Consider the following 16,922-nt stretch of genomic DNA (forward strand, 5'->3'; position numbering starts at 1 on the left):
AAGTGGATATGATCATCACGCAGGAAGCACAGATCCAGGCTGACATAACGCTCGTATGGCGCGCGTGGACGGAATCTGCACGCATTACGGAATGGTTTGCGCCGGCAGCCGATATTGAAGCCCGGGAGGGAGGAAAATTCGAGCTTTACTTCAACCCCGGGGATAAAAGCAGCATGAGCACAACCGGATGCACTATCCTGAAGTATCAGGAGCCGCACACGTTAGCTTTTGAATGGAAAGGGCCCGATCCGTTTGCGGACATCATGAACCGCAGCGATGAGCTTACTTGGGTTGAAGTCATTCTCGCCCAAGAGACGGAAGAGACACGGGTAACGCTTAAGCATCATGGCTGGAAGGACTCTGCCGACTGGCAAGCAGCGAGGTCGTGGCATGTTAAAGCGTGGGAGGATATGCTCGCAAGCCTGAAATCCCGCATGGAATCGGGACAGGGCCTTCTCTGCTGCCAATAGCTTCAGGAGCGAATAATTGGGGGATAATTTTGGGGAAATCAAGATAGCTTTGGCAGCAAACCAAAGGTTCATCTTGCAAGCGTATCTTCAAAACATCCCCTACCATAGAAGGATACTTTGCGACCGCAAGGTATCCTTCTTTTCGCGTTATGGAAATTCCGCTCCACAAGGGGCCCAAATTTAATCCCCTCATCCAATCCTTTTGTTACTCCCCGCCTTAATTCGGGTAAGAACATCATGATATCTGGCGACATCCCGAAGCATCGACTAGGAATCGTCATGATGGGAAAGAATAACACGAACCTGATATATCAATCACAAGGGGAAATTCATATGGATATTACACCGGAACAGCGTGTCACCTTACATGGCTTCAACAACCTGACCAAATCTCTCAGCTTCAATATGTACGATGTATGCTATACGAAAACGAGGGAGGAGCGGGAGGCTTATCTCGAATACATTGACGAGCAGTATAATGCCGACCGGCTGACGAAAATTCTAAGCCATGTCGCCGATATCATCGGCGCGCATGTGCTGAACATCGCCAAGCAGGATTACGTTCCGCAGGGGGCCAGCGTAACGGTCCTGGTATCCGAAGGCCCGGTCGTCGAGGTCCCCGAGGAATCATATGATGAATCACCGGGTCCGCTGCCGGACAACGTGATGCTTCAGCTCGACAAGAGCCATATTACCGTGCATACGTACCCCGAATTCCATCCGGATGAAGGCATCAGCACCTTCCGCGCCGATATCGACGTGTCCACCTGCGGCGAAATATCGCCGCTGAAAGCGCTGAATTATTTGATCCACTCCTTCGATACGGATATCATGACCATCGACTACAAAATCCGCGGCTTCACTCGCGATATTCACGGCCATAAGCTGTTTATCGACCATGAGATCAGCTCGATCCAGAACTATATCCCGGACGAGGTCAAAGAGATGTTCGATATGATCGACGTCAACGTGTACCAGGAGAATCTGTTCCACACCAAATGCAAGCTGAAGCAATTCGACCTGGATAACTACTTGTTCGGATACACGAAAGACAAGCTGTCCCCTCAAGAGCAGAAGGAAATTACCGAGCGATTGACGCTCGAAATGAACGAAATTTACTACGGCAAAAATATGGATTGAGCCCTTCTCTTCACCTAAAAAAGCCTCCGGCAGATGAACAGCATATCTGCCGGAGGCTATTTGTGCTGCATTGCCAAGGCAATTGCCCCGGCGAGACATGCTGATCTGGCCGCAAACCTTGTCCGTTAGAATTGTACTGAAAATCCATCAAAGCGGTGGATGCCTGTCCCGAAGCGGACCAGATCCTTCTCCTTAAGCTCCCTGGCGGCCTCCCGGACAACCTCCAGCAGCTCCGGAGGAAGCCCGAGCCGGTTATGCCCCCCGTAAATTTGCGTTACGCCTTCGATAGCCGCAATCCGTTCCAATGAGCGGACGAGATCCTCCGGACTCGTCGTCGGATAGAACGCGTATACGGGAGTTTCGTCATACAGCAAATCCCCGGTGAACAGATAGCCTCTGCTCGTATCGAGAACAGCGATATGTCCGGGAGAATGGCCCGGGGTATGATAGATCACCAGCCTTCGATTCCCCAATTCAATCTCGTCCCCGTCCCGCAGCAGACCTGTAGGGCGTCCTTGGTACGGTGTATACGTAACGGGATTGAATGAAGCCGGCACCGGTCTCGTAATGTCACGCGAAATATCCTTCCGGATCTGTTCGATCGACAGCTTCTTGATTCCGCTGACAAGCCAGTCCTCCTCGGCCTCATGCACGTAGATTTCATCGTACTGGCCGTGGCTTCCGATGTGGTCGGCGTGAACGTGAGTCGTCAGCACCATAATGGGAAGGTCGGTTAGCTGATCGGTCATCCGCCTGATATTATCGATGCCGAGCCCCGTATCGATAAGCGCTGCCCGTTCACTGCCGAGCAGCAAATAGGAGTGGACCTTTTCCCAATGGCCGAATTCACTGATTGCATAGGTCGCCTCGTCCAGCTCGGATACCGTAAACCAGGCATCATCGATGACGATGTTATGCCGCTTGTTTTCCATATGTATTCTATCCTCCATCCTGCTGTCGTTCTTGACTGTCCGTCCCTTCGTCTCCATCGGGAAACGCGATCAAGGACATCCGGTAGCTTTTCTCATCTTCGGATCGCGAAGCCTCGCTTGCTTCCGTATTCCGCATGGTGAAATGCTTGTCCATCAGCTGCTTGAATTCTTCAATAAACGCGTGGAAGCTCTCCTCCGTTGCATAGAAGCTGTAAGTGGAGGCAATGTTCTTTCTCTTGCTCTCATGGGTGGGATCCAAGGCAAAGGATGCTGCTGGCGCATGCTCGACTTGGGATCGCGTAGTATCGAGCGTCTCAAGAAATACCTGCCTTGAGGTTTCGACCAAATCCAGGCTGGGCAGCAGATGCTCCTCGGGAATAAACCGGCTTGCAGCAGCCCGGTAATATTTCTGAACGATGCCGTTCTTCTCCTCTTTCCGGACAACCCGGATAACGCCGTGCTTCTCCAGCTCCCTGAGATGAAAATAGATATTATTGCGGGTAATCCCAAGCATTTCTGCCAGCTGCTGGCCGGTATATTCATTTTTCACAAGATTCATCAGCATTTTCGTCCGCAAGGGATCGGCAATCGCTTTAAGCTGCTCATGCGTTGAAATTTTGTAGACTGCAGTAAAATCCATTTATCCACCTCCGTATTTTTTACCGGTAAAATTAATTTTACTGTTATGGATGATCATATCCGGTTTCCTCCCATTGGTCAATACTTCCAGTCTCTTTCATTTTGGGTTATCTTCACTCTTACAAGTCATGTTCATCCTCTCGAACCCTCCAATCTCCTGGAATTGCCGCCGAACGGGAACCTTTAGATGGGGCTGCCGGCCGAACGGGACGTTCTTCAAAACCGCTGTCGTCCGCCTTGATCTATCGCTCGCAAATTTTCGAATACAGAATGAAGTATGGTATATTAACCACGAATGGAAGGATGTTCAATGAATCGTAAAAAGGATGTGCACGATGTTTGACCCGACGGTATTTGAAAATTTAAAAGTAGGCATTGAGAACGTAATATACGACTTGGACAATCTGGATGAGCTCGTCCTCATTACCGGTCGGGAGGATCTGCTGGACATGGCCGTCATGTCGAGAAGCTTCAGCCTGACGTTTGAATTGAGGGGTCTGAAGGAGGCAGCTGCGGAAATTCGGCTTGATGCCGGACTTCAGGAGCTTGCGGCCGAGATATTGGAAACACCGGGGAAGCAGCCGGGCTGCGAGCTGAAAGTCCGCTTTTATAAAAACGTGAAGAGGATTGAAGATGAATGCGCGGCAATTTCCCGGATCGTTGCCGCCATATGGGAACCCGAGATTCCCCCGGTGCAGACCGTAACCTACATCGTTGGAGAAGAAGCAGATGGATATCGCAGCATGACCGAGGTACGGTTCTCGCGCACCATTAACGAGGAGCAGATGGAGGACATCCCGAATTTGGCGGATCATATGCTCCAGACGCTGGAACAGTTGAATCGGATCTAAGTGCTGTTAGATTGAGATGGGGGCGAGGGTTCTTCTTCCTTGTCTCCCAAGCAAAAAAATCCTGACGGATGGTATCCGCCAGGATTTATCTTTATGCGACCAGCAGCCGGATCCAAATCTCCGACGGATCCTGAACGAACCAAGCGCCCTCCCGTTGTACAGGAGTAAAGCCTGCCTCGCGGATTCTCCCGGTTACTGCTTGAAGCTCCTCGTCGCTTGGAAGCAAGATGGTGAAGCTTTCGATACCGGCTGCACGGCGCGGCGTATTCGGAATGCCGATACCGGCCCATGTGTTTAACCCGATATGATGATGATATCCGCCTGCGGAGATAAACAGGGCGGCTCCGCCGTAATGGGCGGTCAGCTCAAACCCAAGCGTATCGCAGTAGAACGCACGGGCCTGGTGAAGATCCGATACATGGAAATGCACATGTCCGATGACGGTGTTCTCGGGAAGTCCGTTCCATTCCTTATCCGCGGACAGAGCAAGCAATCCATCGATATCAACCGGATCGGTTGTCATGATGTATTCCCCTTGAGCATCCCGCTTCCAGGTTTCGCGAGGCCGGTCGGCGTAGATCTCGATGCCGTTGCCATCCGGATCATTAATGTAGAGCGCTTCGCTGACCAGATGGTCCCCTTGACCGACTGAAATATGATGGGCGAGCAAATTCCGCAGCGCAAGCCCCAGACTAACCCGGTCCGGTACCAGAATGGCGAAATGGTACAACCCGGCTGTACGTGTCTTGGACTCCTCGAACCCCTCAATCTCCTCAAGCGTTAACAGGGTTTCTCTGCCGTCTGCCGTAAGCTCGGCAACTCTGCCGTGCTGTCGCAGCATTCTTAAACCTACCACTTCCGTATAAAAACGAACCGATTGCGCCAAATCGCTAATGCGCAGCGAGACGGCGCCCAGCTTCGTCGCTGGATGCAAAACAGCCGACATTCCCTCACTCCTGACTCTTCCTTTATTTAAAAAACGAAAACGTGCCCCGTGATAAAACAAGCTCTTACCAAAACTTTCAAACGAAAGCTGCGGGCAGAATGGAACCTCATCGGTTACAGCGTGCCCTTTTTGCGAAATAATAACGAAGATCGATGTTTATGAAGAACTATTTTTATATAATTATTATAGTTACTAAATTTTATAAAGTCAAATCATCCGTTTCCCCGAACGCCTACCCCTTATTGCCACAGCTTGCAGTCAAGCTTCGGATCGATGATACCGTATGTATGCTCCCCGTGCATGAAAGAGCATGATTCACCCAAAATGAACGCATTTATAAAACTCTCTCCATGACAAAAAGGAGCCTCCTTGGCAACAACGCTAAGAGAAGGCTCCTTTTCGGGAATCCGGGCGCTTAGAACATCGGGAAAACATATTTAATCAGGAAATACAAAAATCCGAAAAAGATAATCAGATATGCCACATACTTGATTAACGTAGATGCCACCCTGCTGGAGTCATTCCTCTCCTCCACGTTACGGGTTTCGATTTCTACATCGCGATCAACGCGCCTGCTCATCATCTCCACCTCCATCCGTTCTACGCATGCGTAAGATGCTGGAATGCTCTCGAAGCTTACTACTCATTACACGCGCGTGCACGGCTTGAACCAGGCGGCAAGGCCACCCTTATGCGTCTATAGAATACCGATCAAAAGAGGCAGCAAGATGAAGGACGCCAGAGTTGTCCATAGGATGCAGCGCGATACGAGCTTTGGCGCAGCATCATATTCCTCCGCCAGAATGACGGCATTAACCGCTGCCGGCATGGCCGACAGGATGAGGATGACGGCGAACAGCGTTCCCTTGATCGACAATGCGGCCAGCAGTCCCCACGCCACAAGCGGGGCGACGAGCATCCGCATGCTCATGCCGGACCAGAATCCGATCTTCGATACCGAACGGGCTGCATCGCTGTCACGAACGCCAACCATCTGTGCCCCCAGGATCACCAGCGCCAGCGGGGCATAAGCGGCTGACAGCATCGATATTCCCGTATCCAGTCCTTGAGGAGGCTCGAATCCGGTCACGCGAATGAGCACAGCCAGCATAGCGGCATATACCGAAGGAAGCGTAAAGACGGATTTTACGGCTTTGGCTGCCGAGAAATGGGATCTCGCCGCCAAATAAACGCCTAGCGTATTCATAATGATAATCTGTACGATCACATAGACGGAGGCTTTATCAAGACCTGCCTGTCCGAAAGCGAGTAGAACGAGCGGCAGACCGTAATTCACGCTGTTGGTAAAGATCGTGGTCAGTGCAAGACCGGACCGTTCCGCCTGGGACAGACCGAGCATTTTTCCGGCTAACGAACTGAGAAGCCACAGCACAACAACATTCAAAAGACAGAAAATGATCGTGACGTTCACTTCGCCAGAGGTTATGGAAGCATTCGCCAAGGTTTCGAAGATGAGTGCCGGACTCATGACATAGAGAGACAGGGCCGAGAGCGCCTTCGTCTCAAGACCCTTGAACCGTTTCAGAAGCGCACCGCCGATCACGGGCAAAGAGATTGGCAGGAACACGCCGACCATCGTAGTTAAGAAAGAAGAAATCACAAAGCTCACCCTTATCCAAAAACTGTCGCTGTTCCCTCCATCCTACTCCATCCTGAAGCTCACGTCCAAGACGCAATGACTATAGCTCTAATAGGCGAGCGTTATACATTTTACCCGGGGGCATCCCAATTGCCGCTTGAAATTGGCAATTCGTTTGGGTGATGAGCATTGGCAAGCCGAAATTATCAGTACGCTGAAGCAGATGCAGGAACCGCCGGAGATGTGCTCAGACAAAGAGGAATATTCCGAGCAAGAGCTGTGGCAATGCATCGATCAAATCAACAACCGGATGCACCAGCTGTACGCCGAATTGAAGGCAACCCAAGATGAGAGCATGCAGCGTAAATTGCTCGACCAGATGTGGGAGCTGAAAATCGCGCGAATCGAGGTATTTCGGAAACTAAAATCGATTTATCAATAACTGTAACGTTACCTAAAAACGGCGGTGTCCTAATTCAGGACGCCGCCGTCGTTTGCTCGAGAGGAATGCATTATCTGGCTGTATTCTGCAGCGAGAGGTTGTAGCATATGAACTCGCTGTCCTCCACGTATCCGGCCGATTCATAGAGCCGTCGCGCAGCGAGGTTCCCGGGATGGGTTGACAATGTAAGCCCGGCGGCCCCTGACCGCACAGCGTGCTCCTTGGCTTGATTAAGCAGCATCCGTCCGATCCCATGCCCCCGGAATTCCTTCGCGACATAAAGATCGTTCAAGATCCATAACCGGGACATCGAAAGGGAAGAGAAGGACGGATACAGCTGCACAAAGCCTGCAGCTTCCCACGCGGCGTCTGCGGGCTCCTGAAATGCAGCCGCAACGAAGATGACGGAGTCCCGCAGCTCTAGCCGCTCCCCGATAAACCGGGCCGCTCCGGCCGCATCATCCGGCTTACCGTAAAACATGCGATATTGATTAAACAAAGCTGCGACAGCGTTCAAATCACAGCCGTCAGCCTGATGGATCCGAAGCTTCGATCCCATGAAACTTTCATTCCTTTCTTTCGCATGACGTGATAATCCCTAGTTTAGCGAAAGCTTCAGTCTTATGGGTATGGAGAGATCCGGCGAAGATTTGCATTTCGGAACAATCCTTGCCCTCTGCGCATCTCCTGCCTCCTTTTGCTGTTCCCTAACGTTCTCTCCCACGCTGGTCATTGCGAGCAGTAACGCTCTCGATATTCATCCTCCAGCATGCTCATCCAGATTGAATCATGGTAGCGGTGATTGAAATACAGCGCATCCCGCTGCACGCCTTCTCTCTTAAAGCCCACCTTCTCATAGGCTTTGATCGCCCGCCCGTTGTAATCGAACACCTGGAGCTCAATCCGGTGAAGATTCAGAATGCCGAAGCCATATTCCAGCAGCAGCTTGATCGATTCCGGTCCGTATCCCTTACCGAGATGCTGCTCCGAATCAATCGCAATCCGCAAGTTGGCATTCCGGTTAACTTGATCGATGTCCTGCAGCGCAATATCGCCGATTACCGCATCGTCATCCCGAAGCGCAATCAGAAGCAGCACGGCTGCATTGTCCCCTGATTTGGCCTCGATATACCGGCGGACCTCCTCAAGCGTGAATGCCCGCCGGGTCCCTGTCAGCCGCCTGATCTCCGGGTTGAACAGCATTTGAAAATATCCTTCGGCATCCTCAGCCGATACGGGTCTTAGATACACCCGTTCTCCCTCCAGCAAACGTACCGGCCGAGGGTTCCATAACGTGGATGGTATGCTCATATTAAATGTGCCCTCCTGTTTTGTTTCCAGCTTAAATCCCTTATACTATATCAATGAATTGACCATAGCTGAATATACAGTTTTGAATCTATAAAAGGGACAGATTTTGCATGAAACAGATTCAGGTTCCGATCCACCAAACAGAGATGATGTCCGCTCTCGCGGGCTCCTCCGCGCCACTGTACGTCCAGGCGTATCAGTACATGAAGCGGGAGATTATCGCCAGCCGATGGCTCAATCAAGCCCGTCTGCCCTCCGTTCGCAAGCTGGCTGAGCTTCTTGGAATCAGCACGACGCCCGTCGAAATGGCTTACCAGCAGCTGCTCGCCGAAGGGTTTATCGTCAGCAGACCGCGAAGCGGGTATTTTGTGCAGACGCCGGACGATATCTTTCCGCTCCCGGCAGCACCGCCCCCGACGAACGGCCCGAAGCTCAAGCGACATCATCATTTTCCGTTTGATTTTCATATGTCCAAAAATGAGTATCGTCATTTTCCCGTCGCAGCCTGGAGGAAAGCATACAGCCGATGCCTGCAGGAGGAGTGCGCAGCGGAGATGCTGTTTTACGGCGATCCACAGGGAGAAGAGGGCCTTCGCCGTGAAATTGCAGCCTACGCAAAAAGCGTGCGCGGGGTTCAATGCACGCCCGAGCAGGTCATTATCGGTTCGGATCCCTATCCTCTGCTGGATATCATCTGCCGCCTGCTACGCCCATACGGGGACCGGGTCGGCGTTGAAAATCCGGGCTATCCCCAGTATCCCGAAGCGTTCAGGCAAAACGGCTTTCAGGTCATGCCGCTGGCCGTGCACGAGGACGGCATCCGCCATGAAGACCTTCAAGGGAGCGGGGTCAAGCTAGTAACGGTGTCGCCATCGCATCAGTTCCCGACCGGCGTCACCATGCCGATCTCGCGGCGGCTGGCTCTGCTTCAATGGGCTCACGAGACCGAAGGGTTTATTATCGAGGATGACTACGACGGAGAATTCCGGTATTACGGCAGGCCCATTCCTTGCCTGCAGGGCCTCCGGTCCGACGGCCGGGTCATCTATATGAGCGGGTTCTCACAGGTTCTGTCCCCCGCGATCGGGGTCCATTATATGATACTGCCCGCAGTCCTGCTGCCGGCATACCATCATTTGAAATTCCACTTGTTCCTGGAATGCACCGCCTCCAGACTGCAGCAGCTGGCCCTCGAACGCTTTATGAAAGAAGGCTATGTAGACCGGCATCTCCGCAAAATGAGGATGCTGCTCAGAAAGAAGCATGATCGCCTGATTGCTTCGATCCAGCGATACTTCGGAGAACGGGCCGTCATTAGCGGGAATGGAGCGGGATTTCATCTCATGCTGTCCATCACGCATCCGCTGTCCGCCCATGAGCTCGAGACCCTGGCCGAACACGCGGGAATCCGCGTAAGCGCTGCGGATTATACGTGGCTCCCTGACACCCGTAGCTGCACGGCAACGGATCGCAGATCATTCATCGTCGGGTTCGGCGGTCTTCTGGAGGAAGAGATCGACGAAGGAATGAAGCGGCTTGCATCCTGCTGGCTGTCAACGTGACGAATTTCATCTACATAAAAAAACAACAAAAAGGACTGCCCATGACTCGCATGGAACAGTCCTGCCGGATAAAGGGTTGGATCGATGATGCAGCCAGGATCGCCTGCCAGGCAGGAGCCTCACTGCATGCAAGAAGGCTTTCAATACGCCAATCCTCCGGATGCCGGCTTAAACCGAACGGCCCACGATGACAAGATCCCGCTTAACCCCGTCCAGCTCGGCAACGCCCGGGAGAAGCCCCCACTGTTCGAAGCCGAATTTCCGGAGCAGCTTAAGGGAGGGCTCATTGTGGCCAAATACGAATCCGACCAGATTGCTGACGCGAAGCCGCGGACATTCCTCCAGCGCCTTGGCGATCAGGATGCTGCCCGCGCCGATCCCCCGAAACTTCTCATTCACGTAGATGCTGATTTCGGCTGTTCCGTTATAAGCAGGACGCCCGTAAAAGGATTGAAAGCTCATCCAGGCGACGATTTCGCTTCCAAAACGCATAACCCACAGCGGACGGTGGTCCTCGCTGTGCTCTTCGAACCAGCGAATGCGGCTCTCCACCGTCACCGGCTCCAGATCGGCGGTAACCTTTCGGCTTTCGATCGTAGAATTGTAGATGTCGACAATAGCCGGCAAATCCTCCATTACGGCATAATCGATCTGATATTGATGCGCTGTCATGTGCTACCTCCGAGTCGATGAATGTTGAATGTCAGATTGTGATGACGATGACTGCTATGAGGTCTATTGTACAGGAGGAAGCGGGATTACGCCTTATTTTTCTGATCAGGGATTAATTTACAAATGTGTTGCGCACCCGCTCGGACCGGATGAAATACGGAATCCAGATGCAGGCATAAATCATGGAGCGGACAATTTGGGTTGCAGATTGCCCGTCGTCGGTCTCGGCCAGCAGTTCGATTTGACTGGCAACGGCGAAGTCTGCAATGCCGAACAAAAGGCTGGCGATAATATAGCCGATCATCAATTTCGGGAATGCCCTTTTCTTGCCGTACATCAGGAACAATGCAATAATGAGGCCAATCACAAATAAAACATTCATTACCGTCTCGAACAGAATTAGCGGGGCCAGCATGGCGTCATAATAAGGAGATGACGGATCTGTGAGCACATCCCATACTTCGGACTCATAAAGCGGCAGCACATTCGTAATGAGCAGGGCGGTAATCGTAATCAATGAAAAATAAATGGAGATCTGAACGAGGACCAGCCAGCCCCCAAGCCCTTCAACCGGTGGTTTCAGCGAATAGCTCTTCTGCTTCCCCGGCTCATGCGGCGGCATCTGCCCGTTCTCTTGAAACGGATTCGGATCCATGAATAAGTACTCCTTCCAGCATTATGTAATTTCTAACTATGGATCATTATATAGAAAGGACTAGCTCTCATAAAGGGAAACTTTACTTCGGCAGCCGAACGATATACCCTTACATTAGTAGCTATACGACCGTTGTTACCATGAAAGGAATGAACCCTGATGAATGAACGTTTAAACACGCTGCTCCAATCCATGAATTCGCACGGCTGGGATCATGCGCTGATCACGGATCCCAAGCATGTCTATTACTTGACCGGATTTGCCAGCGATCCCCATGAGCGTTTTCTCGGCCTGCTCCTCTCATCCGGGAGCGAGCCGGTTCTGATCGTTCCCGCCCTGGATGCCGCCGCTGCCGAAGCTGCATCGTCCGTCAAGAACATCGTGACGCATCAGGATACCGATAATCCGTATGCTGTGCTACAGCGCTCCCTTCGCGGCTCTGCCGGCACGGTGGCTGTGGAGAAGGAGCAATTGACCGTCTCCCGCTTCGAGCAGCTGCAGCAGCATGTGGACGCCTCAGCCTTCAAGGATGCCGGTCCCGTTCTTCGCGAGCTGCGGGTGCGGAAATCGCCGGAAGAGGTATCGCTGATCAAGCATGCCGTCAAGCTGGTGGAAGATGTGCTGCGGCAAGGCTTGAAAAAGGCAAGCATCGGCGTTAGCGAACTGGAGCTTGTGGCTGAGCTGGAATATTTGATGAAGAAGCTCGGAGCCGATGCCCCTTCGTTCGCGACGATGGTGCTGTCCGGGCCAAATACGGCCCTTCCTCACGGCGTGCCGGGGGGCAGACGGATCGAAGCGGGAGATCTGCTTATGTTCGACCTGGGCGTATATGCTGGCGGCTATGCATCGGATATTACCCGCACCTTTGCTGTCGGCGACTTGAAGCCGGATGCCGTTCGCATCTACGATACCGTTCTGGCCGCGAATCAAGCCGCTATTCAGGCGGTGAAGCCCGGTGTTACATACGGATCGATCGACCGGGCGGCAAGAGCCGTCATTGAGCATGCGGGTTACGGACCCGCCTTCGTTCATCGCCTTGGTCACGGCCTCGGGATGGACGTCCATGAATACCCGTCCGTGCATGGGCTGAATGAGGATGTGCTGCAGGCCGGCGCTGTGTTTACCATCGAGCCCGGCGTATATGTACAAGATGTTGGCGGCGTACGCATCGAGGACGATGTGCTCGTTACCGAGACCGGCATCGAGGTGCTGACATCATTTCCGAAGGAGCTGACCGTCATCGGTTAATCCAGGTCCGCTCCTTAGCCAAGCAATTGAACGAATAGCCGTTCATACGACAAAAGGGCCACCCGGCAAGGCGTTATGTTCGCCTTGCCGGGTGGCCTTCTTTAACTTTGGATACCGCTCTAGCTTCCATTGGGTACAACTAACTGGCATTCTTTCATGGCTTCCATTGGGCCATGCTACATTAGGTGCACCGAACACACGGCTATATTGGGATGAACCGAATTCACGGCCACATTTAGGTGCACCGAACTCACAGCTACTTTGGGATGCACCGATTCACGGTTACATTGGGTGCAGTGTGCACACAACTCCCCACTATACACGATGCAGGGGCCGGGGCGCCCCAGGATGGTTGTTGAATCCCCGAGCGTTTACTCCTGGACCATATCAAGCTGAATGTTCTTGTCGTTATATACATCCTTATCCACTTCATTCATCACTTTCCCCGTAATAACGCCTGCCGTCATGGAATCATTGACGTTCAGCGCCGTCCGACCCATATCGATGAGCGGCTCAACAGAAATGAGCAGTCCAGCCAGCGCTACCGGCAGGTTCATCGTGGACAGAACGATAAGCGATGCGAACGTAGCCCCGCCGCCGACGCCGGCGACACCGAATGAGCTGATCATGACGACGACGATCAAGGTCAGGATGAAGGACCACGAGGTCGGATCAACGCCGGCGGTCGGCGCGATCATAACGGCCAGCATGGCAGGATAAATGCCGGCGCAGCCGTTCTGCCCGATCGTAGCGCCGAGCGATGCGGACAGATTCGCTATCCCCTCCGATACGCCGAGCTTCTTGCTCTGCGTCTGGACATTAAGCGGGATGGTCGCCGCGCTGGAACGCGAGGTGAACGCAAAGGTCAGCGTCGGAAAGACCTTTTTCACATACGTAAACGGATTGAAGCCGAACAAGGCGAGCAGCACAAGATGGACAATGAACATGACAATCAATGCCACGTAGGAAGCTAATACAAAATCAATCAGGTTCAAAATAACCTGCAGATTCGTCGTTGCGATCGTCTTGGCCATCAACGCAAGAATGCCGTATGGCGTCAGGCGAAGCACAAGCGTCACGATGCGCATGACAACCCCGTAGACCGCGGAGATCATGCCCCGGAATGTATCGGCCTGCTCTTTATTTTTCCGATCCAGGCCGAGTACGGCAATCCCGATGAAGGCCGAGAAAATAACGACCGCGATCGTGGACGTTCTTCTCGCGCCCGTCATATCCTCAAACGGATTGCTCGGTATGAAATCAAGGATCTGCTGCGGCAGCGTACGATCCTCGATGTCTCCAAGCCGCTCCTGCAGCAGCGCGCCCTGCTCTTCCTCTGCTGCTCCGCCCTGAATGTTGACTGCAGACAGGTCGAAGGACAGCGCGGTCGTGATCCCGACGGTCGCAGCCACCGCGGTCGTCAGCATAAGCACGGCGATGATGAGCCCGCTCATTTTGCCGAGATTACGGCCGCCCTTCAGCTTGGTAATGGCCGAGATGATCGATACCATGATTAGCGGAATGACCATCATCTGCAGCAGACGGACGTAGCCATATCCGACTAAATTGAACCAATCCGCCGAATCGGCTACGACATCGGAGTTCGAAGTGTAAACGAGCTGCAGAACGACGCCGAACAGAACGCCCAGACCCAAGCCCGCGAAGACACGCTTGGTAAACGAGTAATGCTTTTTCTGCATCCAGTACAAAATACCGACCAGCAGAATCAAAACAAGGACATTGATAACGACCCAAAGCGTTTCCATCCTTTGCTTCCTCCATTCTCATCTCGGATTAAGTTGTACCATCCTTGTGGGGATAAGTGCGCTAGTATGTATTCATTTCCAACTCACCGCCCACTCTAAACATTACATTACCCGTTCTTCCCGATTCTTATCGGAATTTGGTTCTTTCCGGCATCGGATCAATTCGATTATACAGATCGGATTACCAAGACAAATTCATTTACTTCTATCTTATCCCCAACGCTGGAGGAGCAGAACCACAAATAACAGAATGGCTGCTTCAAGCAGTTCATTCAGTGCGCCGTAGGTGTCTCCCGTCAGGCCGCCAAGGCGCCGGCTCATACGTCCTGCCACGGCCGCTCCGATCAGCCAGGTCAGGAACGGCGCAAGCACGAGTGCCGATAATCCGCTGATCCAAAGTTGAGTTGAATCCGTGACCAGCCCCAGGGTGACGATGACCACGAGCGTGACCAGAACCGCCATCAAGCCGGCCTGCAGCCTCCGCAGGTTGGATAATCCGCTGAATAATGCAGCCAGCCCTTCACTGCCTCTTGCTACAGGCCAGCGGTACATTGCGTGCACCATAAACCAACGGCTCCAGACGGGTGCGAGCACAAGCAGAAGAGCTTCCTGCTTCCAGACACCGCCCGACAGCTCAAAAATCGATTGAATCAGCGAAACCTTCAGCAGCAGAAGCAGCGTACAAGCGATAACCCCCATCGCGCCTACCCGGCTATCTTTCATAATCTCGAGCATCCGCTCCCGCGACCGATGGCTGAGGAGGGCGTCCGTGCTGTCCATCCATCCGTCCAAATGAAGACCGCCGGTCAGCCCCACCCACGCGGTCAATGTGATCACCGAGGCCGGAAAGACCGGGAGAGCAAAGCTTAATCCCCATCCCAGCAGCGCCACCGTCAGGCCGATCGCGCCCCCTACCAGCGGATAAAAGACAACGCTCCGCTGCTGAACCTCCGGGGTAAAGGGAATCTCCCGCCGGATCGGAAACCTTGATAAAAATTGAAAAGCGGCCGCAGCCGCTTCCATCAACCTGTTCATATTCGATACTCCCTGCTCTTGATTTCAATCGGAATCCCTGCTGTTACGAGAAATACCTCATGACAGACCTGGGCCAGCCGCTGGTTCATCATCCCAGCCCAATCGCGGAATATTCGGCCGAGCGGATACTCGGGAACGATCCCCGAGCCCACTTCATTCGTTACGAGAATTACCGTTCCCGGATACGCCTGAACGGCTCGGACAAGCCTGCCGATATCCAACTGCAGCCGTTCCTCCATGGCCGCGGTTCCTTCCGGCTCGACCTGGAGCAGCACATTCGTAAGCCACAGCGTCAGGCAATCCACGACGACCGCCGAGGCATCCGATGCCGATTGGCCGAGCGTTTCGAGCAGTTCGGGCAAGGCCACGGGCTCTTCGACCGTCTCCCACCGATAATCCGCATCGCCGCGGCGGTCCTGATGAATCCGAATCCGTTCCTTCATTTCATCGTCATACGCCTGAGCCGTCGCTATATAAATGCCCGAGGGCGACCGTTTCATGCAGAGCTTCTCGGCGAACGAGCTCTTGCCGCTCCGGGCGCCTCCCGTTACGAGCGAGCTTAATGGGTTCATATTTCCCCTCCGCTTATTCCCGCGCTTTCGAAGGTTGCCATCTCGCTCATAATCCGGCAGGCGGCTTCTATCATATGAAGGCATAACACGCCCCCGGTTCCTTCGCCAAGGCGCATGTCCATATGCAGCATCGGAGACAGTTCCAGCGCTTGCAGCAGCAAGGCATGTCCACGCTCCTTCGAATGATGGGAAGCAATCATATAGGAACGCGATTCGGGACAAATCGCCGCAGCAATCAGAGCGGCGGCACTGGATATGAAGCCGTCGATAACGACAGGGCAGCCCTTGGCCGCCGCGCCGAGAATGAGTCCGGCCAGACCGCCGATCTCATACCCGCCGACCTTGGCCAGCACATCCACCGGATCTTCCGCCATGGGACGATTGACCGTGATCGCCTGCTCGACAACGCGGATCTTATGCATCAGCCGCTCGTCGCTAACGCCGGTTCCCCGTCCAACGACCTCAGCCGGGGGCTTGCCGGACAGAACCGCGAAGACCGCGGCGCTCGGCGTCGTATTGCCGATGCCCATTTCCCCGGTCACGAACAACCGGGTTCCATGGGAGTAGAGCTCGGCGGCTACCTCGGCGCCGGTCATAATCGCCTGTTCCGCCTCCGCCCTTGTCATCGCAGGCCCTTTTGCAATATTTTTCGTTCCCTTATTAATTTTACGGGAAAGGAGACGTTCATGGGACAGGTCCGCCGCAACGCCGATATCCACGCACAGCACGTCCGCGCCCGCTTGGCGGGCCAATACGTTGACGGCAGCGCCGCCGTTCAGGAAATTCATGACCATCTGGGGCGTTACCTCCGACGGGAAGGCGCTGACGCCCTCCTCGCACACCCCATGGTCGCCGGCCATGACCACAACGGCCTTTTTCTTGAATGAGGGCTTGATCGTCCCCGTAATTCCCGCGAGCTGAATCGCCAGCGATTCCAGCTTGCCGAGGCTCCCGGGAGGTTTCGTCAGCTTGTCCAAATAGGCGGCGGCTTCCGCCTGCGCCCGGGCATCGGGCGCGGTGATTGTTCCAACCGATCGCGTCAATCGGTCCATGAGCTCCTTCATGCACGAAGCCTCCTTTT

18 protein-coding genes are annotated in these 16,922 nt (G+C 53.6%); 6 read left to right on the forward strand and 12 right to left on the reverse strand.

Translation table 11 applies throughout. From position 1 onward, the window contains the following. Nucleotides 1-8 precede the first annotated feature (8 nt). Both J2Z18_RS06910 and speD read left to right on the forward strand, forming a co-directional pair. Nucleotides 9-470, forward strand: a complete 462-nt coding sequence (locus tag J2Z18_RS06910; RefSeq protein WP_144867433.1) for an SRPBCC family protein — start codon at nt 9-11, stop codon at nt 468-470. Nucleotides 471-803: 333 nt separating this feature from the next. Further along, nucleotides 804-1,610, forward strand: coding sequence for an adenosylmethionine decarboxylase (speD, locus tag J2Z18_RS06915; protein WP_028403751.1), 807 nt, complete (start codon nt 804-806; stop codon nt 1,608-1,610). 125 nt (nt 1,611-1,735) lie between these two features. Here speD and J2Z18_RS06920 read toward each other — a convergent pair whose 3' ends face one another. Then, on the reverse strand, nt 1,736-2,542 hold the full coding sequence (locus J2Z18_RS06920) for an MBL fold metallo-hydrolase (RefSeq protein WP_007127223.1): 807 nt from the start codon (nt 2,540-2,542) through the stop codon (nt 1,736-1,738). 7 nt (nt 2,543-2,549) lie between these two features. Further along, nucleotides 2,550-3,182: a winged helix-turn-helix domain-containing protein gene (locus J2Z18_RS06925; RefSeq protein ID WP_210094439.1), complete on the reverse strand. Its 633-nt coding sequence runs from the start codon at nt 3,180-3,182 to the stop codon at nt 2,550-2,552. A 334-nt stretch (nt 3,183-3,516) separates the two neighbouring features. Here J2Z18_RS06925 and J2Z18_RS06930 point away from each other — a divergent pair, with 334 nt between their 5' ends. After that, entirely contained in the window at nt 3,517-4,032 is a 516-nt protein-coding gene (locus J2Z18_RS06930; RefSeq protein ID WP_144867437.1) for a hypothetical protein, read from the forward strand. 91 nt (nt 4,033-4,123) lie between these two features. Here the strand turns inward: J2Z18_RS06930 and J2Z18_RS06935 are convergent, their stop codons facing one another. Together J2Z18_RS06935 and J2Z18_RS06940 are read right to left on the reverse strand one after the other, a co-directional pair. Continuing rightward, nucleotides 4,124-4,978: a VOC family protein gene (locus J2Z18_RS06935; protein WP_144867439.1), complete on the reverse strand. Its 855-nt coding sequence runs from the start codon at nt 4,976-4,978 to the stop codon at nt 4,124-4,126. Between the two features lie 697 nt (nt 4,979-5,675). Beyond that, complete coding sequence (locus J2Z18_RS06940) at nt 5,676-6,599, reverse strand: AEC family transporter (protein WP_210094440.1); 924 nt, start codon at nt 6,597-6,599, stop codon at nt 5,676-5,678. 136 nt (nt 6,600-6,735) lie between these two features. On the opposite strand from J2Z18_RS06940, the gene J2Z18_RS06945 reads away from it, so the two are divergent. Continuing rightward, nucleotides 6,736-7,020 carry a hypothetical protein gene (locus J2Z18_RS06945; protein ID WP_245255879.1) on the forward strand — a complete coding sequence of 95 codons (285 nt, stop codon included), beginning with the start codon at nt 6,736-6,738 and terminating at the stop codon, nt 7,018-7,020. 70 nt (nt 7,021-7,090) lie between these two features. On the opposite strand, the gene J2Z18_RS06950 is transcribed toward J2Z18_RS06945, so the two are convergent. Both J2Z18_RS06950 and J2Z18_RS06955 read right to left on the reverse strand, forming a co-directional pair. Further along, nucleotides 7,091-7,579 carry a GNAT family N-acetyltransferase gene (locus tag J2Z18_RS06950; protein WP_144867446.1) on the reverse strand — a complete coding sequence of 163 codons (489 nt, stop codon included), beginning with the start codon at nt 7,577-7,579 and terminating at the stop codon, nt 7,091-7,093. A gap of 170 nt (nt 7,580-7,749) precedes the next feature. Further along, nucleotides 7,750-8,331: a GNAT family N-acetyltransferase gene (locus J2Z18_RS06955; protein ID WP_144867448.1), complete on the reverse strand. Its 582-nt coding sequence runs from the start codon at nt 8,329-8,331 to the stop codon at nt 7,750-7,752. A gap of 110 nt (nt 8,332-8,441) precedes the next feature. On the opposite strand from J2Z18_RS06955, the gene pdxR reads away from it, so the two are divergent. Then, nucleotides 8,442-9,893, forward strand: coding sequence for a MocR-like pyridoxine biosynthesis transcription factor PdxR (gene pdxR / locus J2Z18_RS06960; protein WP_144867450.1), 1,452 nt, complete (start codon nt 8,442-8,444; stop codon nt 9,891-9,893). Between the two features lie 168 nt (nt 9,894-10,061). On the opposite strand, the gene J2Z18_RS06965 is transcribed toward pdxR, so the two are convergent. Together J2Z18_RS06965 and J2Z18_RS06970 are read right to left on the reverse strand one after the other, a co-directional pair. Then, entirely contained in the window at nt 10,062-10,565 is a 504-nt protein-coding gene (locus tag J2Z18_RS06965; protein ID WP_007127213.1) for a GNAT family N-acetyltransferase, read from the reverse strand. A gap of 112 nt (nt 10,566-10,677) precedes the next feature. Then, complete coding sequence (locus J2Z18_RS06970) at nt 10,678-11,220, reverse strand: DUF2569 domain-containing protein (RefSeq protein ID WP_007127212.1); 543 nt, start codon at nt 11,218-11,220, stop codon at nt 10,678-10,680. Between the two features lie 159 nt (nt 11,221-11,379). Between J2Z18_RS06970 and J2Z18_RS06975 the strand changes: the two genes are divergently transcribed. Then, nucleotides 11,380-12,468, forward strand: coding sequence for a M24 family metallopeptidase (locus J2Z18_RS06975; protein ID WP_210094441.1), 1,089 nt, complete (start codon nt 11,380-11,382; stop codon nt 12,466-12,468). A gap of 371 nt (nt 12,469-12,839) precedes the next feature. Here J2Z18_RS06975 and J2Z18_RS06980 read toward each other — a convergent pair whose 3' ends face one another. From J2Z18_RS06980 to cobT, 4 genes are all read right to left on the reverse strand, one after another. Further along, on the reverse strand, nt 12,840-14,234 hold the full coding sequence (locus J2Z18_RS06980; RefSeq protein ID WP_028403738.1) for an L-cystine transporter: 1,395 nt from the start codon (nt 14,232-14,234) through the stop codon (nt 12,840-12,842). 210 nt (nt 14,235-14,444) lie between these two features. Then, nucleotides 14,445-15,269: an adenosylcobinamide-GDP ribazoletransferase gene (gene cobS, locus J2Z18_RS06985; RefSeq protein ID WP_210094442.1), complete on the reverse strand. Its 825-nt coding sequence runs from the start codon at nt 15,267-15,269 to the stop codon at nt 14,445-14,447. Beyond that, complete coding sequence (cobU, locus tag J2Z18_RS06990) at nt 15,266-15,841, reverse strand: bifunctional adenosylcobinamide kinase/adenosylcobinamide-phosphate guanylyltransferase (RefSeq protein WP_210094443.1); 576 nt, start codon at nt 15,839-15,841, stop codon at nt 15,266-15,268. Before cobU ends, cobS begins: the two co-directional genes overlap by 4 nt. Further along, on the reverse strand, nt 15,838-16,905 hold the full coding sequence (gene cobT / locus J2Z18_RS06995; RefSeq protein WP_210094444.1) for a nicotinate-nucleotide--dimethylbenzimidazole phosphoribosyltransferase: 1,068 nt from the start codon (nt 16,903-16,905) through the stop codon (nt 15,838-15,840). Before cobT ends, cobU begins: the two co-directional genes overlap by 4 nt. Nucleotides 16,906-16,922: the final 17 nt, after the last annotated feature.

Source organism: Paenibacillus lactis, from assembly GCF_017873605.1.
In the GTDB taxonomy this organism is placed as follows: domain Bacteria; phylum Bacillota; class Bacilli; order Paenibacillales; family Paenibacillaceae; genus Paenibacillus_AQ; species Paenibacillus_AQ lactis.